The sequence below is a fragment of the Achromobacter sp. 1014246743 genome (genome assembly GCF_059760725.1).
This window is the reverse complement of the sequence record NZ_JCBANA010000019.1, coordinates 1-24,733: the sequence shown is the minus strand read 5'-3', so window position 1 is coordinate 24,733 and position 24,733 is coordinate 1. Positions and strand designations below refer to the sequence as shown.

Genomic DNA, 24,733 nt, shown 5'->3' with positions numbered 1-24,733 from the left:
CAGGCGCTCCGTTGGCGCTTTCAAACGACTCAGCAACACCAGATTGTGGCCCGGGAGCAATTGTGCAATAGCCTCTTGCACAATTTGGCCCTCTGGCCAGGCCTGGACGAGATTTCATCCCCGCACTTGGAAATACGTTCTCAGATTGGCTCGTGTTCCGCGGAAAGCGGAGTCAACTCGTAGCTCGTGCTACGCCCGCCTGCGCCTGAGCGTTCAAGCACGCCCAACGCCATCAGCTCATTGATATCGCGCAGCGCGGTATCCGCCGAACACTTGGCCAGCGCTGCCCATTTGCTGCTGGTCAGCTTGCCTTCGAAGCCATCGAGCAAACGATTGAGCACCTTCACCTGCCGCTCGTTCAACGCGGCGCCCGACACGCGTTGCCAGAATCGCGCTTTGCCCAGCACCGCGTCAAACGTGCGGTGCGCGTGACTCAGGGCCTCGTCCAGCATCCGCAGAAACCACAGCAGCCACTCGGTCACATCCTGCGTGCCATTTTGCGTGCGCTCAAGGATGTCGTAGTACTGCTTGCGCTCACGTTGGATCTGCGCCGACAGGCTGTAGAAACGTTGTGGGCTGCCATCCGCGCGCGCCAGCAGCAGATCGCCCACGGCGCGAGCAATGCGGCCGTTGCCATCGTCAAAGGGATGCAGGGTCACGAACCACAGATGGCCCAGGCCAGCGCGCACCAGGGCGGGTTCCGGCGTATCCGGCACGTTGACCCAATCCAGAAAGCGCGCCATCTCGGCAGGCAGACGCCTCGCGGGCGGCGCTTCGTAGTGCACCTTCTGGCGCCCGACCTGCCCGGATACCACCTGCATCGGCCCATGCGCGTCGTCACGCCAGTCGCCAATGGTGATCTTGCTCAGGCCGGAGTAGCCCGTGGGAAATAGCGCGGCATGCCACCCGAACAGGCGCTCCACCGTCAGCGGCTGGGCGTAGTTGGCGCTGGCGTCCAGCACCATCTCGACCACGCCTTCCACATTGCGGTCCACGGGGGCCAGCGAGCCGATATCCACGCCAAGACGGCGCGCGATGGATGAGCGCACCGAGGCGACATTCAGATGCTCGCCTTCGATCTCGCTGGTTTTGATGACGTCATCCGTCAGGGCGGCGAGACTCGCTTCACCCTGTAGACCCAGGCCGACGTCAGCCAGCCGACCCAGCAACAGCCCCTGCGCGCGGCTGACGCGCGCCATCGGCTCGGCCACTGTGGCCAGGTCGTAGCGCCAGTCCGGCCATTCCGGGGCTTGCCAGAGGTAGAGGCAATCACCGCGTTTCATGCGGTGATTATCGAGCCGATTTGCTGCATTCGCAAGTAATTCGCCGCAGGAGATGCGGTGAATTTAATCCAACCACCCTTAGTAGTACTGCCGAATGTAGTTATATGCTTTCTCAAACAAATCTTCATCTGCATGAAGCTTGTATTTGAAGAGGGCTTTGCGCAGTGCCTTCTTGACCTCTCGCTCCCCCGCTTGAGTACTTTGCCAACCAGGAAAGCGGACTAGACGCACGATCTCATCTATGTCTGCCACTACGCGCTCCACCATAATGGGAGTTTCGGATGTTTTGACCTCGTTGAACAATTCGGTCAACGCCGCCTTGCCTCGATCCTCGTCTTCTTCGGGGGGCAGCTCGTTCTCGGCTTGCAGCGTTTGCTTAGCAATTTCGAGTAGCTGCTTCAGAAATTCGACGCTATTTATCTGTCCAGACTCGAATCGATCTCTCAGAGCGTCAAGCCTCTCCGACAGCTTCTTGAACCTTGAATTCACTCCCTTCCCGCGCAGCCTGCGCTTAAGCTTGATCTCGATCTCCTTGGCCTTTTTCGGATCGGGATTCGAGAGCACCGCCTCAAGCAAATCCGCATCTAGAACTAATGTGTCGAGATCATCCCGCACCGCATCCACATGCACGTTCTGATGAATCAACTCAATAGTCTTGGCACCTAGCGAATGCCAGATCAGCTTGCCGTGACCGCTCGATGGCTGCACCGACTGATACACCTGCGACAACCACTTGTAGTCTGCTTCGAACGGGTTTAGAACCGCATCTGGCGACAGCGCCTCCCAAATCTTGTTGAGCACGCTGTACTCGGCAGCGAAGCCATCTCGCACTTCGTTATTGGGCAAGCATTGCTGCGCGGCGATCAAGCCCTCATAGCCCAGCAAAGTCCGGTCGCAACCGACAAAGAAGGCCAAACACTTCTGCATGGCCTGAGGCAGCTTATCTTTTAGCTCCTGGATATTGCTGACCACTTGTTTGACGCTCTTGTCGTCAAATTCCAGCGCTGCCGCCACATCATCGAAGATGCCGAGGTAGTCGACGATCAGGCCGTGGGTCTTTTGCTCGGAGTAAGTACGATTGACCCGGCAGATAGCCTGTAACAGCGTGTGATCGCGCAACGGCTTGTCCAGGTACATGGCCTGCAAAATGGGCGCATCGAAGCCGGTCAGCAGCTTGGCCGTGACGATGATCAGCTTGAGCGGGTCGGCCGGGTCACGGAAGCGATCCAGCAGTCGCTCTTCTTCGTCGCGGCTTCGGTCGTAGGGCGAGTACTCTGGATGCTCCTTCTTGTCCGCGGCCTGCACCGACATGACGATGTCCGTGGCCCCGGGCGGCAGCAGCTTGTCCAACTCGGCCTTGAACAGCAGGCAGGATTCCCGGTCGAAGGTGACGATCTGCCCCTTAAAGCCGTTGGGTTCCACCTTGGACTGATAGTGCTCGACGATGTCCTCGCAAATCTTGCGGATTCGCTCGGGCGTCTTCACCAAAACGGCCATCTTGGCAGCGGTCTTGGCGAGGTTGTCCTTGTCCAGATCTGAAAGGCCGCCGGTCAGGTCCTTGTAGGCGGCATCGAGCGCCGCCTTGTCGATGTGCAGGTCAATCAGGCGGGGTTCGAAGTGCAGCTTCAGCGTGGCACCGTCGCGGATCGACTCCTCGAAGCCGTAACGGCTCATATAGCCCCTCTCATCCTCCTCGGCGCCGAAGGCGTAGAAGGTGTTGCGGTCAGCACGGTTGATGGGCGTGCCAGTCAGGCCAAATAAAAACGCATTTGGCAGGGCCTCACGCATCTTGCGGCCCAAATCACCTTCCTGAGTGCGATGTGCTTCATCGACTAAGGCGATGATGTTGCTGCGGTCGTTCAGGCTGCCAGTAGCCTCACCGAACTTGAAGATCGTCGTGATGATGATCTTTCGCACATCGCGCGCTAATAGCTGCTGCAGCTTCTCGCGGCTGTCGGCCTTTTCCAGATTCGGGATGTCAGCACCGGTGAACGTGCCGGTGATCTGGCTGTCGAGGTCGATCCGGTCCACAACGATGAGGACGGTGGGGTTCTTCAGCCCGGCATGCATGCGCAGCTTCTGCGCTGCAAATACCATTAGTAGCGATTTTCCCGAACCTTGGAAATGCCAGATCAGCCCTTTTTTCGGGTAACCCGCTAGCACGCGCTCGACAATCCTATTGGCCGCTTCAAACTGCTGGTAACGGCAAATGATCTTGATGCGCTGCTTTTTCTTGTTGGTGGCGAACAGGGTGAAACTGCCCAGGATATCCAGCACCACTTGCGGCCGCAGCATGCTTTCGGCGGAAAGCTTGAGCGATTTGAGCGGATGATGTTGCCCATCGTCGCCATTGCCATCCAGATGCCAAGGGCCCCAGTCCTTGACCGGTAGCCCGATGGAACCATAGTGGTAGGCCTTACCCTCAGTGGCCACTGAGAACACGTTGCAAACAAAGAGCTCCGGCACGAACTTCTCGTAGTCGTCGTGCACCTGCACCGCACCATCGACCCAGCTGATGCACTTCTTGACCGGGGTCTTTGCCTCGATCAGCACCAAGGGCAGACCGTTGACCAAGAGCACCAGATCGGCTCGGCGCTCGGTGGAGCCCGCCCGGTAGGTGTACTGTTGGGTGACGATGTACTGGTTCTGCGCGAGGTCGTCCAGGTCGATCAGCCGCACCGGCACATGCTCGTTGTTTTGGCCGAAGGGCATCGAGCGCTCACCACGCATCCACGCGGTCATTTCCTCGTTGGCTCGGATCAGGCCATCCGAGCGCACCGACAGCACGATGGCGCGCAGCTTGTAGAGTACCTCTTCGGCGCGGTCGGGCTGGGCAGCGATCTCCGGGTTCAGGCGAATCAACGCCTCGCGCAGCCAAGGCTCGACCAGCACCTCCTGAATCTGGCGCGGCACCTCAGCCGGCGGAGCGTAGCGCCAGCCGATGCCCTTAGGGCTAGGGCCGTAGCTGGGTTGGGATTCATGGACGGAGTTGGTCGGGACAACCTTGGTCGGACCGGCGAGCAGATCGCGGACGTAGGCTTCGACGGTGTTGGATTCGTTAAACATTCATTTGCCCCCAGCCAACGCTGCCGCAGATACTTGTGTGATGAGCGAGCGTGTTGCAGCCATTCGGTCGCGCTGGAGGACCACCGCAGCTCTTAGATCGTGTAGTTGCTCAAGTACAGCACACTGAGCATCAAGACTCGGAAGTCTGAAAGGCATTTTCAGCAAATTGGCGCGGTTGATTTTCTTCATGCTCGCGCTTGTTCCCGCAGCGATTCGCATCAGAAACTCGCGGGAGGAGGTGGTCTGAAGTACGGCCTCGAGGTAGATCGGGTCAACTACGTCCGGATTCGGCTTCAACCTCATCATCGTGTCTGGAAACGACACATCATCTCGTTCATCATCAAAAATTCCGACGTAGCCAACTCTGTCTGGTGTGTTGGAACGCGAAATGAGCAAATCTCCCTTTGACAGCTTTGCCGAAAGCATTTTTCTGGTAGGTTCCACGGGCTTGAAGTCGCCCGTCACGTAACCATGCCGTGACAGCGCAGCAAGCCCCAAGACGAAATAGCCAGTCTCAGCATCTCTCGGAGGCGCACTGCATCCGCTATCTGGGGACCCCAGCAGTACGTTGCCGAGGAGGGCATTCTTGGCGACGCCTGCAGTGTTATTTCCAATCGCCTCGTTCTTGAATGACTGGAGCAAACACTCGGCTGCTTTGATGCTGTTCCTTTGAGCTTGACTGGCATCAGTCACAGTACGAAGCAGCCTTACAAGTGACTCCTGCTTATCCAGCGGCGGCAAGGCGAACTCAAAGCCCGCCAAACTTGTCCAGTTCGTGCGCGGGCTTAAGGAGCCTGCCGACGTACCCACCGCGTGATCGAAGAATGCGTCGGTCTGACAAATAAAGGGCAGCAACTCCGGCAGCAAGACCAGCGCGTCCTTGGTCTCCATCACGTAGATATCCCCGGAACACACGCCGGAGAAGTCCGCCACAGCCACCTTGCGCTGGTAAGCGCGTCGCTTGCCGAACAGCACCTGTCCAGGTTGAAACACGCTGGTGAAGCTCACGCCGTCAGCGATGCTGCCCCAACTGCGAATGCGCAAATCACCTGGTTCGAGATGTTCCAGACCGACGTAGCGTTCAAAACCATCGGCTAGCGGATCTTGGCTGCGAGATTTCGAGAGGCGCACCACGTCGCCTAATTTCACCCGACGCCAGCCGGGCTTCAAAGTCTCGTTATTCATTATTCTTGTCTCACAAGTGGCATTGCATAATCCAGGTACTCGGCTTGGGGAGTGCGACAAACTCGCCAGTTGTTTGCGCCAGCAGGGCGTTCCCGTTGATCTACATGGGTAAGAACAAGTCGCTTTTTCGCGCGGGAAACGCCGACGAAGTAGGCGCATCGATTTTCATCCTGACTTCCAAAAAATATTTGGTTTTCGACGGCCATGATGATGACTGAATCGAACTCAAGGCCCTTGCTCTTATGGATGGTCAGGATTCGTACCGCTTGGTCGTCTGAGAATCGCTCAAGGGCTTTGGGCAAGTTAGGCTCTAGCTTCAACAGTTCCTCGATCCTAGCCTTAGTATCACGAACCACCTCTCTCAACCGATCATGCGATTCGTAGTCCGGCGAGAGCGACACCAGTGTTTCTATACTGACTTGCTTCAGAAATGCCTGAACAAACTTCCACCGGCCGGAAAACGGCTCATCGATCAGCTCGGCAATGGCTATCCCATTTCGCTGCTGCTTGACGAGCCGATCCAGGTCCTTGCGCGCGTTCGACTGAATCTCTTCATCAGCAAAAGGGATGAGCTGATTCATGAGCCGAATCCAAGCATTTGGCTCGCGCTGGCCATAGAGGCAAGAGAGATAGTCCACGATTAAACGTGCGGCCGGCTCGACCGTGATGTCCTGCATCTGCTGCTCGTTACGGAACGGGATGCCGCGCGCCTCCAATGCCGCCATCAGATGATCGGCGTACAGGTCGAGCTGATTACGAATCAGGACCGCAATTTCCGCAGGTGGCAGCTGCTCGGTCGTTATCCAATCTTCAATCAAACCTGCGAGGTGGTCAGCCTCCTGACGACTATCGTCGAAGCGCCATACAAATACCTCGCCTTCGTCGCCGGCAAGCTGCTCATCAGACATGATGGAAGGTGGATCAAGCTTGCGAATGATCTCGTTCTGTAGGCGAAGCAGTCGCGGCTTTGAGCGAAAGTTACGGTACAAATTGAGCGGGACAGCGGCAAAGTCGGCAACGAACGCTTGGAAGATGCCGTCCATGGCTCCTGCCCAACCCATGATTTTCTGTTTGGTGTCACCCACAGCGGTCAATCGAATGCTCGTACTTTGAAAGGCGAGCTTGAGCAACTCGTACTGCAGGTTGGTGCAGTCCTGGAATTCGTCGAGGAAGACGTCGGTGTAGGTTTGCCGAATGGCGTTCCGCGCTGCTGCAGACTGTCGCAGAATCTGAATCGCAAACGGCACCAGATCGGAAAACTCGATCAAGGTTCGAGATGGGGCGGGCTTTCGATCGGCAATTTTGTACCCAACATCCAGCGCATACTCGCCCGTCAGCACCGGACGGAAGCGATCAATGACGCGCTTGGCAAAAGCGTGAAAGGTATAGCTGTCAAACCGCGAGGCAAGCTCGGAACCACAGCGCCGCTTTACTCGCTCTTTCAGGTTGCTACTGGCATCAACTTTGAACGAAATTGCCAAAATCCGTTTGGGGTAACGACACGTCCCCGTGCGCAGCAGGAAGTCTGCTCGCTGCGCAAGCATTTCGGTCTTGCCCGCTCCTGGCCCTGCTGTCAGCGCGAGACTGCGCGTACGCTCCTTAGCTCCCAGCAATGCATTCGGCTCAAGAGTCAGCCCATCCGCAGGTTTCCAGGCATCGACTGCAATCATTCCGGCAACTCCGCGAGCTTGGCAATGACGGCATCAGCCAATCTGCTCAGCGATTCTGGCATGTTAGTCAGCAACTCTTCATCTGTCAGCTGAGCCAGTGCGTCAATATGGGCTGCGGGTTTGCTACCAAGCTTGAAGCGCTGATGATAGGTGCTGAACAGCTTCTGTTCGTCTTTGCTGTACTGGCTGGAGTCGTGGTGACTTTTGCCCAAGACAGCTTTGATCGTGGCGTCCTCAGGATCTTCCTCTGTCACGCCATACGCATCTGGGTACGCAAGCAACATGGCGAAATCTAGATCCATGGGGTATGAGAAGAAAACATCTCGATCCTCAAGCAGATCAAGGTAGTTTTCGTACTCACGCACCATGTCCTTTGTTGAATCCCATTTTGGAATGCCGTGGTCCTTCGGTAATTTTTGTTCTGGCCGATACTTTTCGAGCTGATCATTCACGTACTTGATCCGCCCCCACCCAGCCTGGTGGCGCGCCACATCGAGATCAAGCAACGTCAGATAAGGGATTTGAAGGGCGGAAAGAAGGCGCCAGAAATGGTTAACGTGCCTACCGCCCAAAGGCGCAATCGTGACGGCGGACTCGTCAACGGGCGCCCCCTTGACCTGCAGCAGCCGTGGCAAAACGATCTCTTCGCTATCGCCTTCGCCGAGCACTACAAGCCGCGAGAAATAGACTTCCGGAAAGGCTTGCACTGCCTCGCGCACAAACTTGTGAGCCTCGTCATCGGCATCTGGAAGCTTGATATGCTTGACGCGCGATGTTCGCTCATGGGTCAGCTGTAGATAGCGGATACCTTCCGGAGCGACGCGCCGCAGCATCGAGGGCGCATGGGTTGCAATCAGTGCTTGAGCGTCACCATCGCTGGTCATCGCGTTGAGCACTGTGACGATCCGTCCAAGGTAGTGCGGCGAGAGGCTGTTTTCGGGCTCTTCGACCGCCACTACCGTAAACACGGGCGGGCGCAGCTTGTATGCGTCGAAAGAATTGTCTTCTTCAGCCAGGACCGCGCGACCGATGGCTTGCGAGGACAGTACGAGCGAGAGATAAAGCATCGACTTCTGACCATCGCTCAATCGCGAGAAGTCGACCAAGTGCTCGTCATGGCCCGGCGTGAATGACACCGACATGTGTCGTAGCAAGGTTTCAATCTCAGACGCAACAAAAGTAAGCTTGGGGTCGGCAAAGAAGCTTCCCTTGTGCAAAACGCTCCATGCCGTTTTCAAGCTAGTGCTGAACGCATTGATTGATGGATTGGCCGCCAAGCTGTCGCTGATCTGGTCGGTCAGACCCTTGATGACAGTTCGCTCTGCATCCCAGTTCACCGCACGCAGCATGCGCCCCAGCAATGCATTGGCGCCGTAGGCAATGTGATCGGCGGGATCACGGCGTGCAGGTAGGTAGTGAACGTGGATATGGTTACGTTCAGATCGGGGGACCTGAGCAGTGGTCAGTGGCGAGCCATCTGCATTGATGTTCAGCACATAGACCATGCTTTCTTCTATGTCCCCATCCAAGCCCATGGTGGCGGTGAGGCGGAATCGCACGCGCGGTGTGCCATCGATTTCGTCAAGGCGCATGTGGCCGAAATGAGGAGCTACCGTGCTGTTGTCGTCGTCGTCGCCAAGTTCCGGGAACAGGAAGTCGGTTTCGATCCATAGCCGACGCTCAGCAGGCGGTGCTGCCTCGCTGAATGGAACATGAAAGTCCGAGCGCAAGATTCGGCGCAGTGAAGGATCAAAGGCAAACAGACGGCACAGGGCTTGAAGTGCGGCTGTCTTGCCTGAGCCGTTAGGGCCGATGAGGTAAGTAATCTCCTCCAGCCGAATTTCGGTGGGCGCTGCTCCGAATGACTGAAAGTTCGAGAGCCGGATCGTTTGAAGCTTCATTGGGCCTCCTCAGCTTTGGAAAGGCCATCCAGCGTTTCCACCAATGCGTCCATCTGCAGCCAGAATGCACGCCCTTCGGTTTGCCATTGGTCCCAGGTAGAGCGTAGCGATACCGCTTCGCCATTGCTGTCGGTGGCAACGGCGGCGGCAATACGCTTCACGTACAACGGGATCGAGAGGTTGCCGGCATTTGCGCCGATTTCGGCCAGGGTCGCGACCTTGGCGAAACCGGGCATGTCCGCAAAGGTCTTGTAGGCGGTCAGGACGTGCTGCTGGTGCTCGGGCTTGAGAAAGCTCTGCGCCCGTTCCCGGGTGACCTCGTTCACCGCGTCAATGAAGATCACCTTACCCTTGCGATTGGCGCCCTTCTTGCGGTTGCAGATGACGATGCATGACTCCATCGGGGAGTTGTAGAACAGGTTGGGCCCCAAGCCGATGACGGCCTCGACCCAGTCCTGTTCGACCATCTTGGCGCGCATGGCTTGTTCCTCGTTACGGAACAGCACACCGTGGGGCCAGAGCACAGCACTACGTCCCTTGGCGCTGAGGCTGGTCAGGATGTGCTGCTGGAAGGCGTAATCGGCGCGGCCCTGTGGCGGAGTACCCAGGGAGTTGCGGCCCCACTTGTCACTGCTCCAGGCCTCGCGGTTCCACTGTTTGATGGAGTACGGCGGGTTGGCCAGAATCACATCGAATTGGCGCAAGCGGTCGCCTTCGATGTGCTTGGGTTCGGCCAGGGTGTCGCCGCGGCTGATCTCGAAATCTTCCACCCCGTGCAGGAACAGGTTCATTCGGGCGATGGATGAGGTAATGAGGTTGCGCTCCTGCCCATAAAGCTTGAGGGTGCGGTATTCGCCACCCGAGCGTTTCACTTCATCCAAGGCCGAGATCAGCATGCCACCGGTGCCGCAGGTGGGGTCGTAAATCGACTCGCCCGCCTGCGGCGCCAAAAGCTGCGTCATCAGATGCACGACGGTGCGGTTGGTGTAGAACTCGGCAGCCGTGTGGCCCGAGTCGTCGGCGAACTTCTTGATCAGGTATTCGTAAGCATTGCCTAGCTCATCCTCGGGAACGTTGGCTACCGAGAGTGTCTGGGTTGAGAAGTGCTCGATCAGGTTCTTCAGTGTTTCATCGGGCAGACGCTCGCGGTTGGTCCACGGGGCATCGCCGAAGATGCCATCGAGCATGTCCGGGTTTGCCGACTCGATGGCGCGCATGGCTTTCTGGGTGGCTGCGCCCACGTTCTTCGGCGTCTGACGCACATCGGTCCAGTGAGCGCCTTGGGGGATCTGGAAGCGGTGGTTCTCGGCGAACTGGGCATAAGAAAGGTCGCCCTTCGAGTTGGCCAGCGCCGCCTGGTATTCCTCGTCCCAAACGTCCGAGACGCGCTTGTAGAACAGCAGCGGAAAGATGAACTGTTTGTAGTCGCCGGCGTCGATGAGACCACGGAGCAATACGGCGGCGCCCCACAGGTAGCTTTCGAGTTCTTTTTGGCTGATGCGTTTGTTTTGGTGACTCATTGCAGCCCTCCCCCTTCAGTCATGACCTGTGCAAGCCGTCCTTCGGCCTCGCGGCAGCGGGTGAGCGCTTCCTTGAATGCCGCGATTGCGTCGGGCAGCGGTGGAATGTCTTCTTGTAATGGCGGCAGGACATAGCGCGAAATGTTCAGCGTCCAGTCTTCGGCTTTGATCTCGTCGAGTCTGACCACGCGGACCGCGTCCTGCACATCGACAAAGCCGCGATACCAGCCGAGGATCTCGGCTGCGTGCTCGGGTTCCGGATAGTTCTGCGCGCGGCCCCGGCGGAACAGGCGTGACGCATCGGCGATCAGTACTTTCTTCTTGTGCTTGACCGGTTTGCGCTTGCGCAAGATCAGGATGCACGCAGCGAGGCCGGTGCCGTAGAAAAGGTTGGGTGCCAGGCCGATCACGGCCTCGACCAGATCCATTTCCAGCAGCTTCTGGCGGATGCTGCCTTCTACCCCCTTGCGGAACAGGGCGCCCTGGGGCAGCACCACGGCCATCCGGCCGCTGACGTCGGCCATCGACCCGACCATGTGTTGGACCCAGGCGAAGTCACCGCTGGATGAGGGCGGCAGGCCAGCAAAGTTGCGGCCGAAAGGATCGTTCCGCCACAGGTCCTCGCCCCACTTTTCCAGCGAAAAGGGCGGATTGGCGATCACACAGTCGAACGAGGCCAGTCGGTCGCCCTCGAAGAAGGCTGGGTTGCGCAGCGTGTCGCCGCGCACCACCTGGAAATCTTCGATGCCGTGGAGGAACAGGTTCATCCGCGCGATGGATGAGGTCGTGAGGTTTTTCTCTTGCCCATACAGCTTGCCCCACAGGCGCTTCACGTCGCCGTGCTGTTCCTTTACATGTTGGACGGCGGCCAGCAGCATACCCCCGGTGCCGCAGGCCGGGTCGTAGATGGTCTGGGCTTCTTTGGGATCGAGCATGTCGATCATCAGCCGCACCACGCTGCGCGGGGTGTAGAACTCGCCTGCTTTTTTGTTGGTGGCGTCGGCGAACTTCTTGATCAGGTACTCGTAGGCGTCGCCAAGCAGATCCGAGTCGACGTTCTTGTTGCCAAACGGCAGTTTGGAGAAGTGCTCGATCAAGTCCTTGAGCAGGGCATCAGACAGCCGCTCCTTGTTCGACCACTGGGCATCGCCGAACACGCCGTACAGGGTGTCGGGGTTGGCCTTTTCGATCTCGCGCATCGCGCGCTGAAGGGCCGTCCCGACATTGCTGGCCCTGGTGCGAACGTCGTTCCAGTGGCAGTCTTCGGGGATCTGGAAGCGGTGCGATTCTGGAAACCAGGCCAGTTGCTCGTCGCCAGTCTCATCGACGATATCCTGGTACTCTTCATCCCAGACATCGCAGATGCGCTTGAAGAACAGCAGCGGAAAAATGTAGGTCTTGAAGTCAGCGGCATCCACCGGGCCGCGCAGAATGTTGGCGGATTCCCAAAGGTGGCTTTCTAGTTGGTTCGCGGTAATTTTTGCAGAAGAGTCGGTCATTTGGATGATGGCCTCTTAGCCGGAGACAGACTTGGCTCATCGGGCATCAATTTATGCAGTTCGGCATATTGCAGCACTAGTACTTCGACCATCGAGGCAACGGACCGCCGCTCGCGTTCGGCAGCAAGTTGCAGGAGATGTTTAATCTCGGAAGATGTACGTATAGAGAGAGTCTCGTCCTTACGGCGCGGCATATAGGTCTCAGATTGGCATGTACTGCCAATGTACTGCGCGTGACTTTTCTTACAAGAAAATCGAAAGCCATCATCCATCTGGAAAGAGCACCAGGGAACAAAGCCCCGCACAGCGCAAGGTCTCTGACACCGAACTGACCCACGTGCAACACAGGCAGCATTGGGGCGAGGGGGCACAAACCTCCCCCCAGAAACCAGGAAACCGCGCAAAAACGCGGTTCCCTGGCACCCATCATTTCACCGAGTTTCACGAGATGCCGTGAAATCGATAAAACGGCTTAAACGTTAAACAAGAAATTCATCACATCGCCATCCTGCACGATGTATTCCTTGCCTTCAGCCCGCATCTTGCCCGCTTCCTTGGCGCCCTGCTCGCCCTTGTAGGCGATGTAGTCTTCATACGCGATGGTCTGCGCACGAATGAAGCCGCGTTCGAAGTCGGTGTGAATCACACCCGCCGCTTGCGGCGCGGTGGCGCCGATGGCGACGGTCCAGGCGCGCACTTCCTTCACGCCGGCGGTGAAGTACGTTTGCAGGCCCAGCAGCTTGAAGGCGGCACGGATCAGGCGGTTCAGGCCGGGTTCTTCCATGCCCATGTCGGACAGGAAGGCCTGGCGGTCGGCGTCGTCCAGGTCGACGATTTCCGATTCGATCGCGGCGCAAATGGCCACGACGGGCGCGTTGCGGGCGGCGGCGAATTCGGTCAGGCGGTCCAGCAGCGGGTTGTTGGTGAAGCCGTCGTCGGCCACGTTGCCCACGTACATCGCGCGCTTGGCGGTGATGAAGCACAGCTGGGCGATGTCGGCCTGCTCTTCGGGGGTCAGGTCCAGCGCACGAATGGGCTTGGCTTCATTCAACTGGGCCACGCACTTTTCCAGCACGGCCACGATGCGTTGCGATTCCTTGTCGCCGGAACGGGCGGTCTTCTGGTGGCGCAGCAGGGCCTTTTCGGCGGTCTGCAGGTCGGCCAGGGCCAGCTCGGTTTCGATGACTTCGATGTCGGCGATGGGGTCGACCTTGCCGGCCACGTGGATCACGTTGGGATCTTCGAAGCAGCGCACCACGTTGACGATGGCGTCGGTTTCGCGGATGTGCGAGAGGAACTGGTTGCCCAGGCCTTCGCCCTTGCTGGCGCCGGCCACCAGGCCGGCGATGTCCACGAATTCGACCGTGGCGGACAGGATGCGCTCGGGCTTGACGATCTCGGCCAGCTTCTGCAGGCGCGGATCCGGCACCTCGACGACGCCCACGTTGGGCTCGATGGTGCAGAACGGGTAGTTCTCGGCGGCGATGCCGGCGCGGGTCAGAGCGTTGAAGAGTGTCGATTTGCCAACGTTGGGCAGGCCGACGATGCCGCATTGCAGAGCCATGGGAATCCTGTGTAAGTACGGTATTGAGCGTTAACGTTCTAGTTTACCCCGCCAGGGGTTACGGCAAGGCAGGCGCCCGGCCGGCGCGGGTCGGCGACCCAAGAAGGCCGCGCAGGCGGCCTGGCCGGCGACTCGGCTTTGCTACTGCGCGGCGGCGGGCAGCCACCGCATCACCGCCCAGATCAACAAAATGGGGCCAGCGTTGAAGGTGGCGTGCAGCGCGATCGCGGCGCCGATGCCGCGGCGTACGCGGATCCAGCCCAGCACCAGGCCGGTCAGCCACTGCGGCAGCACCAGCAGCGGCAGCAGCCAGTAAGGGGTGTCCCTGAAGACGAAGTTGGTCAGGTGCACGGCGGCGAACGTCAGCGCCACCAGATGGAACACCCAGCCGAAGTGCTTCAGGTAATGCCGCCGCCAGGCGGTGTTCCAGCCCCGGAGCGGTTCGGCCTTGGGTCGCAGCGCCCAGCACGCCAGCAGCACGAAGGCGGCCAGCAGCAGGCCGGTCCAGATACGCGGGCCGTACAGGACCACGGGCAGCAGCGCGGGGCAGAACCACAGCGCCTGCCTGGGGCGGCGCAGGCCATAGCGAAACAGCATTTCCTCGACCAGGGGCGCCCAGATGATGGCGGTGAGCCAGGGAATGTTGGCCGGGTCCAGCCGATGGGTCACCCCGCCCGCCCCGGCCGCGGCGACCGCCAGCGGCCCCAGCACGAGCAGGTTGACCAGCCACAGCACGCTGGCCCAGGCGAGAATGCGCCCGGGGCCGACACCCGGCCACCAGTCCGACACCCAGCCGATCGCGGCGGTGCGCCCGGGCAGGCGCCGCAGGGGATGCGGCCGGCGCACGAAGCGCCAGAAATCCACCAACTCGGTGCGAAAGCGCGGTTTGCGGACGGACACGGCGCCGGGGCTGGGGTGCATCAGGCGTCGTTGCCGCTGTGCAACTGGCGCGTGGCCAGCGCGAAATCCCCGGCCAGCATGGCCGGCACCACGGCGCGGCAGCGGTCGATGACGGCTTCGATTTCCTTTTGCTCTTCGCGGCGCGGCGGATGCAGCACGAAGTCGGCCACCTGCTGCGCAAGATTCAGCGTGCGCGGATGGCCGATGCCGATGCGCAGGCGCCAGAAATTCGGGCTGCCCAGCGCGGCCTGGATGTCTTTCAGGCCGTTGTGGCCGGCGTGGCCGCCGCCCTGCTTGAGCTTGACTTGGCCCGGCATCAGGTCCAGTTCGTCGTGCAGCACCAGCACGTGCTCGGGCGTCAGCTTGTAGAAGCGCGCCAGCGCCCCGACCGCCTGACCAGACCGGTTCATGTAGGTGTTGGGCTTGAGCAGCAGCACGTTGTCGGCCCCCAGGCGGGCCTTGGCCACCATGCCGAAAAACGATTTCTCGAGCGCAAAAGAAGTGCGCAGGTCGTCCGCCAGGTGGTCGGCCAGCCAGAAGCCGGCGTTGTGCCGGGTGGTTTCGTAGTCGGGACCGGGGTTACCCAATCCCACGATGAGGCGTATGGGAGTAGACATGATGGGGGTGTTTAAACCAAAAAACCCTGCGCATGCAAATGCACACGCAGGGTTTCGGGCACAAAGCCGCAGGAAAGCCGAAGCTTTCCGGCAGGCCTCAGGCGGCGGGAGCAGCCGGAGCGGCGTCGTCGGCAGCGTCGTCAGCGGCAGCGCCGCCCTTGACGACTGCAGCGGCCAGCAGCGGGTTGTCTTCGCCACCGTGCGGGACGTAGGTCACGCCCATCGGCAGCTTGATGTCGGCCAGGTGGATCGAAGCGCCGGCCAGGATGTTGGTCAGGTCGACTTCGATGAACTGGGGCAGCGCTGCCGGCAGGCAGGTCACTTCCAGTTCGGTCGTCACGTGGCTGATGATGGCGCCCGACAGCTTCACGGCCGGCGAGATTTCAGCGTTGACGAAGTGCAGCGGCACCTTGGTGCGCAGGGCTTGGTTGGCGTCCACGCGCTGGAAGTCCACGTGCAGGACTTGCGGCTTGTAGGCGTGCCATTGAACCGAACGCAGCAGAACTTGTTCTTCCTTGGCGCCTTCGAGCTGCATTTGCAGGATCGATGCGTGGAATTCTTCCTTGCGCAGCGCGTGGTAGATCTCGTTGTGGTCGAGTTCGATGTTCAGAGGGGCAGCCGTACCACCATAGACAATGGCGGGAACGCGGCCCGCGCGGCGCAGGCGGCGGCTCGCACTCGAACCCTGGACGCTACGCGCAGTGGCGATGAATTTCATGGAAAACTCCAAAAACAAAAAATAGCGAAGAGGCTTCGCCGGTTAAAGCACGGCGCACAACAGGTGCGCCGTGTTGCTTGTGCCTTGCCGCGACCAGCAAGACACAAAAAAACGGGGGTGGGCTGAAGGCCCGACCGACGCCAGGCGTCAGTCGACGAACAGCGAGCTGACCGATTCGGCGTTCGAGATACGCAGGATGGTCTCGCCCAGCAGCGCGGCGCACGACAGCTGGCGGATCTTGCCGCTGGCCTGGCCTTGCTCGGAGAGCGGAATGGTGTCGGTGACGACCAGTTCGTCCAGTTCCGACGCTTCGATGCGGTCGATGGCGCCGCCCGACAGCACGGGGTGCGTGCAGTAGGCGTAGACGGCGCCGGCGCCGCGGTCTTTCAGGGCCTGGGCCGCCTTGCACAGCGTGCCGGCGGTGTCGACCATGTCGTCCATGATGATGCAGGTGCGGCCGTCGACTTCACCGATGATGTTCATCACTTCCGACACGTTGGCGCGCGGACGACGCTTGTCGATGATGGCCAGGTCGGCTTCCAGCTGCTTGGCCAGCGCACGGGCGCGAACCACGCCGCCGATGTCGGGAGACACCACGACCAGATTCGAGAAATTGCGGCGCCAGATGTCGCCCAGCAAGATCGGACCGGCGTAGATGTTGTCCACGGGGATGTCGAAGAAGCCCTGGATCTGGTCGGCGTGCAGGTCCATCGTCAGGACGCGGTCGACGCCAGCCACTTGCAGCATGTTGGCCACGACCTTGGCCGAGATGGCCACGCGCGCCGAACGCGGGCGGCGATCCTGGCGGGCATAGCCGAAATAGGGAATCGCGGCGGTGATGCGGCCGGCCGAAGCGCGGCGCAGGGCATCGACCATGACCATGATTTCCATCAGGTTGTCATTGGTAGGCGCACAGGTAGGCTGCAGGACGAAGACGTCCTTGCCACGCACGTTCTCGTTGATTTCGACCATCACCTCGCCGTCGGAGAAGCGACCGACGGTCATCTTGCCCAGGGACATATCGAGGTGGTTGACTACGTCCACGGCCAGCCGAGTGTTGGCCGTGCCCGTGAAGATCATGAAGCTATCGTTTGCCATGATGGATGATGCGATGGTCGTTTAAGACACTGACGAGGTGATGCGAGAACCTGCGGACCGGAAAATAAAAAAGCTGCTGAACCCGGGCCAGTGTCTTACAGGCGTGTTCAACAGCTTTTTTATGTATTCGGTTGGCTGGGGAGGAAGGATTCGAACCTTCGCATGCCGGAATCAAAATCCGGTGCCTTAACCAGCTTGGCGACTCCCCAACTATCTTGCAATCCAATTCCGCAACGGATGTTCAGTCAACCCAGGACAAGCCTGCACTAACCGAAACCGTGGATGCGTTGTGCTGTTTGTTTTAACAGCGCCGCGCATTGTAGCGGTAATTTCCGTTTTCGCCAAAACGGCCTCCGGAAGTTCGGAAAACTCGGCGTATAAACACGCGCCAGATCCCGACATGCGAACTGGGATTCCACGAGACTTCAGGGCATCCTGTTCACTCAGCCACCGCGATGCCCTGAAAACTTCAGGATAAAGACGGAAGACTACCGGCTCCAAGTCGTTCCTGCCGAAGCAGAAAGTAGGCGAAGCAAGAAAGTCCGCTATTGTGATGTAAGAAGAATCTCTTGTCAAATCGGGTGCGGAAAAAATTCCAACAGTCGGCACGCTCGCGTCCGGCTGGGCCACCAGATAGGCGCGCTCGGGCAGGTCCAGCGCGGTCAGTTTTTCACCCACGCCCTCGGCGAAAGCCGATTGGCCAAACACGAATACCGGCACGTCCGCGCCCAGCGGCAGGGCCAGGTCCATCAACTGGCGCCGGGTCAGGCCCGTGCCCCACAGCCGGTTCAACGCGATCAGCACGGTGGCCGCATCGCTGGACCCGCCGCCCAGCCCGCCCCCCTGCGGAATACGCTTTTCCAGCGCGATCTGGGCGCCCTGGCGCGTGCCGGTGGCCTGCTGCAAGGCGCGGGCGGCGCGCAGGGTCAGGTCGTCGGCCTCGGACACGCCGGGCAGGTCCGTGGCGCGGCTGATGACGCCATCGGCGCGCACCTCGAAATGCAGCGTGTCGCACAGGTCGATGAAACGGAACGCGGTCTGCAGCAGGTGGTAGCCGTCTGGGCGACGGCCCACCACGTGCAGGAACAGGTTCAGCTTGGCGGGCGCGGGAACGTCGTAGAGAGTCACGGCGGATCGTAAAAAGGGAAGCAGGCGCCGATTTTAACGACCCGCGCGCGACCGGACGTGGCCAAGGATCAGGCGATCTGCGGCGCGGCCCGGCCGGCCAGGCGTTCGGCGGGCGCCTCGATGACCTGCCCTTCCGGCAACTTGAAGACGGCCACGGCGCTGGCCAACTGGCGCGCCTGCTCTTCCAGTGCGCCTGCGGCGGCAGCGGCCTGCTCGACCAAGGCGGCGTTCTGCTGCGTCACGCCATCCATCTGCGTGACCGCGCGATTGACCTGGTCGATGCCGCTGGCCTGCTCTTCCGAGGCCGCGGAAATCTCGCCCATCAGGCTGGTCACGCGCTGCACGGAATCGACGATCTCGCGCATGGTGGCGCCAGCGGTTTCCACCTGCGCCGAACCGACGCCGACTTTCTGCGCCGAATCTTCGATGAGCTGCTTGATTTCCTTGGCGGCGGCGGCGCTGCGCTGGGCCAGCGTGCGCACTTCGCTGGCGACCACGGCAAAGCCCTTGCCTTGCTCGCCGGCACGCGCGGCTTCCACCGCGGCGTTCAGCGCCAGGATGTTGGTCTGGAACGCGATGCCGTCGATCACGCCCACGATGTCGGAAATGCGCGTCGAGCTGCCCGAGATGGCGCGCATGGTTTCCACCACGCTGGACACGGCATCGCCGCCGCGCTGCGCCACCGCGGCTGACGCCGCGACCATGCGGTTGGCCTCGCGCGCGGTGTCGGCGTTCTGCTTCACCGTGGACGCCAATTCTTCCATGCTGGCGGCGGTTTCCTCGAGCGAGGCCGCCTGCTCTTCGGTGCGGCTGGACAGGTCGGTGTTGCCCGACGAGATCTCGCGCGCGCCGACGTTGATTTCATCCACGCCACGGCGCACGGTGGACACCGTGCGCACCAGGCTGTCCTGCATGGCACGCAACGCGTTCAACAACGCACCGATTTCGTTGCGGCCACGATCGGCCACGCGGCGCGTCAGGTCGCCTTCGGCGATACGGCGGAAGACCTCGCCGGCTTCCAGCAGCGGGCGCACGATCATGCGGCGGATCAGCACGTGCGCGCCGATGGCCATCGCCAGCCCCAGGGCCAGGATGCCGCCCAGCAGGTAGGTGAACACGCTGTGGAACAGCGAGATCTCGTCCATGACGCCCTGCCCGGTTTCCTCGGCACGGCGCATGAAGGCGTCGCGCTCGGACACCAGCAGTTCCTGCACCTGCTGCGTGCCCTGCTTGAAATAGGCATCCATGTCGCCCGCCTCGAGCACCTTGCCCACGTTCTGCAAGTTGGCGCTGAGGTTGCCGTAGGCTTCGATCAGGTCCTTGGAGGCGGTTCGCTCGTCGGCCGACAGGCCGCCCGAGAAGCCCTGGAACGCACGGTCACCCGCGGCGATGCGCTGGCGCGCCAGTCGCAGCGCGGTGGTGTCGCTGGAATTGCCCTGGGCCACCCGGGTGGCGTAGCGGCTCAGGTCGGTACGGGCCGCCACCAGCGACAGCGCCGCCGAATTGACGGCGTTGACCTGCTGCGAAGAAAGGCGATAGAGCTGGCCGACGTCCTGATTGGTCTGGCGCAGGGCGATGAAGCCCATGCCGCCGACAAGCAGCTGGAAAGTGAAAAAGATCGCGATGATCCCCAAAAGCATCGTCGCGATTCGTGTGTTCCTGAACATAGCCATTCTCCAAAAAATCGGCGGCGCGATCCGCGGCCGCCGGTCTTGCAAGCCGCGCAGGCTGGTCGCGCGCGCGGGTCTCGGGAGAATTATTCAGGCTAAACAAGATATTTCAAGCCGTAACACAACGGATTTTGCCGCGTTTATTTGCCCGATTGAAAAATGACGGACGTGTTAACGCCGATGGCCGCGGCGCCCCGGGATTGAAACAAGGGGCGCAGCGGCCATCGGGCCAGGCAAATCAGGGAAAGATCAGGGCTGGTTGACGACCAGCCGCACCGTGATGCGGCGGCCGGGTTCTTGCCGTTCCAGGACCAGCATGCGCGGTCCCAGGGTGTCGTAGCGTGACAGGTTGGCCCGCCAACCGCCCTGCTCGAAGGCCACGGGGCGGCCGAGTTCGTCGTTGGAAACGTCGGTGGCTTCGGGATGACCCGGCAGCTTGCCGCGCAGCCAATCGCGCAGGCCGGAAACCGGCATGCTGCTGCCCAGGGCGTCTTCGGCCAGGGCGTCGGGATTGTCGGCCACCAGGCGGGTGCCGTCGGCCTTGGTCAGGCTGGCGGCGCCGGGCTGGCCCTCGACGCGGGCTTCGGTCGACCCCAATGGGTTGGTCAGGTCAAGCACGTAACGACGGCCGTCGTCCGACCAGGAAAACCCACCCTGCACGGCATTTTGCTTGCCGCCTTCTTCGTTGACCGTGATGGCAAACCGCCCGATGCGGGAAAACGCGTCGGCGGACGTGCCTTCGATGGGCTTGGGCGTGGTGGTGCAGGCCGCCAGCACGAAGGCCAGCAGGGCCAGCAGCGCCCAGCGCAACGCGGCCGCGCCGTCGTACAAGCGGCGTACCCCTGCCGTCACAGGCTGACCCCGAGGCGCTTGACGACGTCGAGCACAGTCTTGTTCTTGGGGGCTTTCAGCAGGGCGGCGCGCAGCAGGTCGGTGGCCTGGTCGCGCTTGCCTTGGGCCCACAGGACCTCGGCCAGGTGGGCGGCGATATCGGCCTCGGGGCGCACACTGTAGGCGCGGCGCAGGTAGTCGGCCGCCGCGATCTGGTCGCCCATGCGGAATTTGACCCAGCCCATGCTGTCCAGGATGAACGGATCGTTGGGCGAGAGTTCCAGCGCCTGGGTGATGAGGTCCAGCGCTTCGGGCAGGCGCTGGTTGTGGTCGGCCAGCGTGTAGCCCAGCGCGTTGTAGGCGTGGGCGTGGTCCGGATCCAGCGCAATGACCTGGCGCAGCATGCGCTCCAGGTCGGCCAGACGGTCCTGGCGCTCGTACAGCATGGCCAGTTCGTATTTGATTTCGACGGTGTCGGGCAGGGCCTGGTCAGCGGCTTCCAGCGTGGACACGGCCTGGCCGATGCGGTCGGCATCGCGCAGGATCTGGGCCTTGGTCAAAATGCCGAGCGTGCGCTCTTCCTCATCTTGAGGCGAGGCGGTATCGACCATCTTGATGGCGTCGTCGACCCGGCCGGACTTGGCTCGCAGGACGGCCTGGCGCATGCTGGCCGAGAACCGCAGCGACGGGTCGTCGATGCGGCCGAGTTCGGCGATGGCTTCGTCGTACTGGCCCTGGTCTTCGGCGATGCGCGACAACAGCACGTGGGCGTCGGCCGCGGCGGCGCCGGCGTCGGTGGCACCCGGCACGATGGCGCGCTGGCGCTGGTTCTGGACATCCAGGTACTGCTGCAGGAAGGCCTTGGCCTGCGGCAACTGGCCGGCCTTGTAGGCCAGTTGGGCCTGCATGAAGAGCAGATCGAAGTCTTCGGGCGAACGGCGCGCCCTGGCCTGCAATTCGGCCAGGGCGCCGGCGTAATCGCCGGCATCGGCCATTTGGCCGGCCAGCATCAGGCGCACCTTGCGGGCATTGGGATTGCGGCTGATATAGGCGCGGGCGTCGGCCTGGGCACGCTGGGGATCGACCTTGGCGCCGTATTCGAGCACGCGTTGGGCGGCCGCTTCGGACTTGGGGTCGGCGGCCAGCGCGGCGCGGGCTTCCTGGGAAGCGCGCTGGTTGTCGCCGGACGCGGACGCCACGTCGGCCAGCGCCAGATGCGCAGCGGGCAGCTTGCGCACGCTATCGCTGAGGGATTCGTCAAGGATGCGCAGCGCCAGGCGGCGGTCGTTCAGGCGGCTGAGCACGGCCAGGGCCTGGCCGATGGCAGCCGGCTTGTCGCGCGAGGCATCGATGCGATTGCGCAGCGCCTGCGACAGACCCTTGGTCTGGCCATTGGCCGCGGCCAGCGCCAGTTCGGTGGAGCTGGCTTCGAGGTCGTTGGGCGACAGGCGGGCCCAGACACGGGCCGCGTCCAGCGCGCCCGGCAGGTTGCCGCCGGCCAGCTGGAATTCCAGGCCGCGGCGCGCCAGGCGGGGATCGCCGGTATCGCGAGCCAGGCCGACCATGGTGTTGGCGGCGGTGCCGTACATGCCGCGCTGGGCGGCGATTTCGGACGCCAGGACGCGATAGAAGATGTCGGCCGTGAGCGACACATAGGGCAATTGCCCCGGGCGCAGGCGGATGACCTCGGTTTCAGGTTGACGGCTCTGGGGCGCCATGCGCGGGCCGGTCGCGTCGCGCGTCCGGCTGTCGGCGGCCTGGGCCTGAGGGGCCAGGATGGCGGCCAACGCGAGCGCCAGCGTGGCAAACCCGATATTCATTTGTTTGAAAGACGACTTCACGCGGCCCGTCCGGTTGATGGCACAATCTTCGTACACGCAATTGATGATCTTACACTGGCTCATGCCGGAACTGCCTGAAGTCGAAACCACGCGTCGGGGAATAGACGCCGTCATCACCGGCCGGACCCTCTCGCGGCTGGTCGTCCATGAATCCCGGATGCGCTGGCCCATCCCCGCCGATCTGCCCGACCTGCTGGGCGGCCGGACCGTGCTGGAATGCGGCCGCCGGGGCAAATACCTGCTGCTGCGCTTTGACCACGGCACCCAGATCGTGCACCTGGGCATGTCCGGCTCGCTGCGGAGCACGGCGCCGGGTGAGTTCCTGCGCAAGCACGACCACGTCGAATGGATCTTCGACCAGGCGGTCCTGCGCCTGCACGATCCCCGCCGGTTCGGCGCGGTGCTGTGGCACCCCGACGCCGACGGCCCCATCGAAAACCACCCGCTGCTGGCCAAGCTGGGCATCGAACCCTTCGACCCGCGCTTTGACGGCGCCTGGCTGCACCGGCACTTCAAGCGGCACGGCGCGGCGGTCAAGCAGGTGCTGCTTGCTGGCATGGCGGTCGTGGGCGTGGGCAATATCTACGCCTCTGAAAGCCTGTTCCGGGCCCGCATCAATCCCAAGACCCCGGCCAATAAATTGTCGGCCGCCCGCTGCGACCGCCTGGCGGACATGGTGCGCGCCACCCTGGCCGACGCCCTGACCTCGGGCGGCAGCACGCTGCGCGACTACGTCGGCGCCAGCGGCGAACCGGGCGCCTACTTCGAGATCCACGCCGCGGTCTACGAACGCGAAGGCCAGCCCTGCAAGGTGTGCGGCACCCCGATCCGTCGCATCGTCCAGGGCCAGCGCGCGACCTATTACTGCCCGAAGTGCCAGAAAACCTAGCGCCTCTGGCCTGGCCCGCGGCCAGGCCAGACGTGCAGGCTGGCGGTCAGAGCCGCCCCCGACCCGAAAGTTCCCCCTGACGATTCCCCCTGCGGGCCGCCATGCGGCCCGGTTTGCCGTGGGCGCTCGGGCCTGCCACCCTGGTGTAATCCCTGAAAAAACCAGACCATTAGTCAATAGCAAACGTATTGCATAAGCACTAACGCCACGCTATATTCCTTCCACACACCCTATTCCTATAAAAGTGGAAGGAGCCAGTCATGAGCAAGCAATTCGCCTCGCACGCCGACCTGTCCGACAAGGTCGTCTCGTTTGAAAAACTGTCCGACAACGCCTATGCCTACACGGCCGAAGGCGACCCGAACACGGGCGTGATCATCGGCGACGAGGCGGTCATGGTGGTCGACACCCAGGCCACGCCGGTCATGGCGCAGGACGTCATCCGCCGCATCCGCGAAGTCACCGACAAGCCCATCAAGTACATCCTGCTGTCGCACTACCACGCCGTGCGCGTGTTCGGCGCGTCGGCCTACGACGCCCAGGAAATCCTGGCCAGCCGCGACACCTACGACCTCATCGCCGAACGCGGCGAGCAGGACAAGGCCAGCGAAATCGGCCGTTTCCCGCGCCTGTTCCGCAATGCCGAATCGATTCCGCCCGGCCTGGTCTGGCCCACGATGACCTTCAAGGGCGAAATGACCGTCAACCTGGGCAACCTGGAAGTCAAGCTGCTGCAGGTGGGCCGCGGCCACACCAAGGGCGACACCATTGCCTGGCTGCCCGAACAAAAGATCCTGTTCGCGGGCGACCTGGTCGAATACCAGTCCACGCCCTACTGCGGCGACGCCTACTTCCGCGATTGGCCCAGCACACTGGACGCGCTGTCGGGCTTTGAAGCCGAAAAGATGGTGCCCGGCCGTGGCCCGGCCCTGAAGAACGCCACCGAAGTGCGCCAGGGCCTGGCCGGCACCCGCGCATTCCTGACCGACCTGTACGGCGCCGTGAACCGCGGCGTGGCCGAAGGCAAGGACTTGAAGACGATCTACCGCGAGGTCTACGACTTCATGAAGCCGCGCTACAGCGACTGGGTCATCTTCGACCACTGCATGCCGTTTGACGTGTCGCGCGCCTACGACGAAGCCACCGGCCACGTCCATCCGCGCATCTGGACCGACAAGCGCGACCTGGAAATGTGGGCCCAGCTCGAGGGCTGATCCCGAATCGGGGCGGGTTGGCGGCTGTCTCTTATACCCATCCCCGAACCCACGAGACCTGTTGGGTCATATCGTATGCCGGCTTTTGCCTTAACAAAAACAACAGTAACATATGTTCTTTTAATTGACCAATTATTTT

19 protein-coding genes and 1 tRNA gene are annotated in these 24,733 nt (G+C 61.6%); 3 read left to right on the top strand and 17 right to left on the bottom strand.

The annotated features are described in order from the left end of the window. Positions 1–140: 140 nt before the first annotated feature. From AC6LJ2_RS10260 to AC6LJ2_RS10190, 15 genes are all read right to left on the bottom strand, one after another. Complete coding sequence (locus AC6LJ2_RS10260; RefSeq protein ID WP_498151314.1) at positions 141–1,283, bottom strand: Fic family protein; 1,143 nt, start codon at positions 1,281–1,283, stop codon at positions 141–143. Positions 1,284–1,361: 78 nt separating this feature from the next. Continuing rightward, positions 1,362–4,349 carry a type I restriction endonuclease subunit R gene (locus tag AC6LJ2_RS10255; protein WP_498151313.1) on the bottom strand — a complete coding sequence of 996 codons (2,988 nt, stop codon included), beginning with the start codon at positions 4,347–4,349 and terminating at the stop codon, positions 1,362–1,364. Continuing rightward, complete coding sequence (locus AC6LJ2_RS10250) at positions 4,350–5,534, bottom strand: restriction endonuclease subunit S (RefSeq protein WP_498151312.1); 1,185 nt, start codon at positions 5,532–5,534, stop codon at positions 4,350–4,352. Next, positions 5,534–7,204 carry a UvrD-helicase domain-containing protein gene (locus AC6LJ2_RS10245; protein ID WP_498151311.1) on the bottom strand — a complete coding sequence of 557 codons (1,671 nt, stop codon included), beginning with the start codon at positions 7,202–7,204 and terminating at the stop codon, positions 5,534–5,536. The genes AC6LJ2_RS10250 and AC6LJ2_RS10245 overlap by 1 nt, the downstream gene beginning before the upstream one ends. After that, on the bottom strand, positions 7,201–9,105 hold the full coding sequence (locus tag AC6LJ2_RS10240; protein ID WP_498151310.1) for an ATP-dependent nuclease: 1,905 nt from the start codon (positions 9,103–9,105) through the stop codon (positions 7,201–7,203). The genes AC6LJ2_RS10245 and AC6LJ2_RS10240 overlap by 4 nt, the downstream gene beginning before the upstream one ends. After that, positions 9,102–10,625, bottom strand: a complete 1,524-nt coding sequence (locus tag AC6LJ2_RS10235; RefSeq protein WP_498151309.1) for a type I restriction-modification system subunit M — start codon at positions 10,623–10,625, stop codon at positions 9,102–9,104. The genes AC6LJ2_RS10240 and AC6LJ2_RS10235 overlap by 4 nt, the downstream gene beginning before the upstream one ends. Continuing rightward, positions 10,622–12,124 (bottom strand): type I restriction-modification system subunit M, encoded by a 1,503-nt coding sequence (locus tag AC6LJ2_RS10230; protein ID WP_498151308.1) that lies wholly within the window; start codon positions 12,122–12,124, stop codon positions 10,622–10,624. The genes AC6LJ2_RS10235 and AC6LJ2_RS10230 overlap by 4 nt, the downstream gene beginning before the upstream one ends. A gap of 472 nt (positions 12,125–12,596) precedes the next feature. Then, the gene (gene ychF, locus AC6LJ2_RS10225) at positions 12,597–13,688 is read right to left on the bottom strand and encodes a redox-regulated ATPase YchF (protein ID WP_263909687.1); all 1,092 of its coding nucleotides are present in this window, start codon (positions 13,686–13,688) and stop codon (positions 12,597–12,599) included. A 141-nt stretch (positions 13,689–13,829) separates the two neighbouring features. Further along, positions 13,830–14,609 carry a CPBP family glutamic-type intramembrane protease gene (locus tag AC6LJ2_RS10220; RefSeq protein WP_498151307.1) on the bottom strand — a complete coding sequence of 260 codons (780 nt, stop codon included), beginning with the start codon at positions 14,607–14,609 and terminating at the stop codon, positions 13,830–13,832. After that, positions 14,609–15,205 carry an aminoacyl-tRNA hydrolase gene (pth, locus tag AC6LJ2_RS10215; RefSeq protein ID WP_263909683.1) on the bottom strand — a complete coding sequence of 199 codons (597 nt, stop codon included), beginning with the start codon at positions 15,203–15,205 and terminating at the stop codon, positions 14,609–14,611. Before pth ends, AC6LJ2_RS10220 begins: the two co-directional genes overlap by 1 nt. A 97-nt stretch (positions 15,206–15,302) precedes the next feature. Then, positions 15,303–15,923 carry a 50S ribosomal protein L25/general stress protein Ctc gene (locus AC6LJ2_RS10210; RefSeq protein WP_263909681.1) on the bottom strand — a complete coding sequence of 207 codons (621 nt, stop codon included), beginning with the start codon at positions 15,921–15,923 and terminating at the stop codon, positions 15,303–15,305. A gap of 147 nt (positions 15,924–16,070) precedes the next feature. Continuing rightward, on the bottom strand, positions 16,071–17,021 hold the full coding sequence (locus tag AC6LJ2_RS10205; RefSeq protein WP_006227587.1) for a ribose-phosphate pyrophosphokinase: 951 nt from the start codon (positions 17,019–17,021) through the stop codon (positions 16,071–16,073). A gap of 132 nt (positions 17,022–17,153) precedes the next feature. Next, a tRNA-Gln gene (locus AC6LJ2_RS10200) sits at positions 17,154–17,230 on the bottom strand. Position 17,231: 1 nt separating this feature from the next. Continuing rightward, positions 17,232–18,149 carry a 4-(cytidine 5'-diphospho)-2-C-methyl-D-erythritol kinase gene (ispE, locus tag AC6LJ2_RS10195; RefSeq protein WP_263909679.1) on the bottom strand — a complete coding sequence of 306 codons (918 nt, stop codon included), beginning with the start codon at positions 18,147–18,149 and terminating at the stop codon, positions 17,232–17,234. Positions 18,150–18,217: 68 nt separating this feature from the next. Continuing rightward, positions 18,218–19,816 (bottom strand): methyl-accepting chemotaxis protein, encoded by a 1,599-nt coding sequence (locus AC6LJ2_RS10190; protein WP_498151306.1) that lies wholly within the window; start codon positions 19,814–19,816, stop codon positions 18,218–18,220. Here AC6LJ2_RS10190 and AC6LJ2_RS10185 point away from each other — a divergent pair. Continuing rightward, a complete protein-coding gene (locus AC6LJ2_RS10185) occupies positions 19,758–19,982 on the top strand; it encodes a hypothetical protein (protein ID WP_498151334.1) in 225 nt (74 codons plus the stop codon). The two genes, AC6LJ2_RS10190 and AC6LJ2_RS10185, sit on opposite strands and share 59 nt — an antisense overlap. An 86-nt stretch (positions 19,983–20,068) precedes the next feature. Here the strand turns inward: AC6LJ2_RS10185 and lolB are convergent, their stop codons facing one another. Continuing rightward, positions 20,069–20,671, bottom strand: a complete 603-nt coding sequence (gene lolB / locus AC6LJ2_RS10180) for a lipoprotein insertase outer membrane protein LolB (protein ID WP_498151305.1) — start codon at positions 20,669–20,671, stop codon at positions 20,069–20,071. Further along, positions 20,668–22,554 (bottom strand): tetratricopeptide repeat protein, encoded by a 1,887-nt coding sequence (locus AC6LJ2_RS10175; RefSeq protein ID WP_498151304.1) that lies wholly within the window; start codon positions 22,552–22,554, stop codon positions 20,668–20,670. Before AC6LJ2_RS10175 ends, lolB begins: the two co-directional genes overlap by 4 nt. On the opposite strand from AC6LJ2_RS10175, the gene mutM reads away from it, so the two are divergent. Continuing rightward, positions 22,553–23,380 carry a bifunctional DNA-formamidopyrimidine glycosylase/DNA-(apurinic or apyrimidinic site) lyase gene (gene mutM, locus AC6LJ2_RS10170; RefSeq protein ID WP_263909672.1) on the top strand — a complete coding sequence of 276 codons (828 nt, stop codon included), beginning with the start codon at positions 22,553–22,555 and terminating at the stop codon, positions 23,378–23,380. The genes AC6LJ2_RS10175 and mutM overlap by 2 nt on opposite strands. A gap of 260 nt (positions 23,381–23,640) precedes the next feature. Beyond that, positions 23,641–24,594 carry an MBL fold metallo-hydrolase gene (locus AC6LJ2_RS10165; RefSeq protein WP_263909670.1) on the top strand — a complete coding sequence of 318 codons (954 nt, stop codon included), beginning with the start codon at positions 23,641–23,643 and terminating at the stop codon, positions 24,592–24,594. Positions 24,595–24,733: the final 139 nt, after the last annotated feature.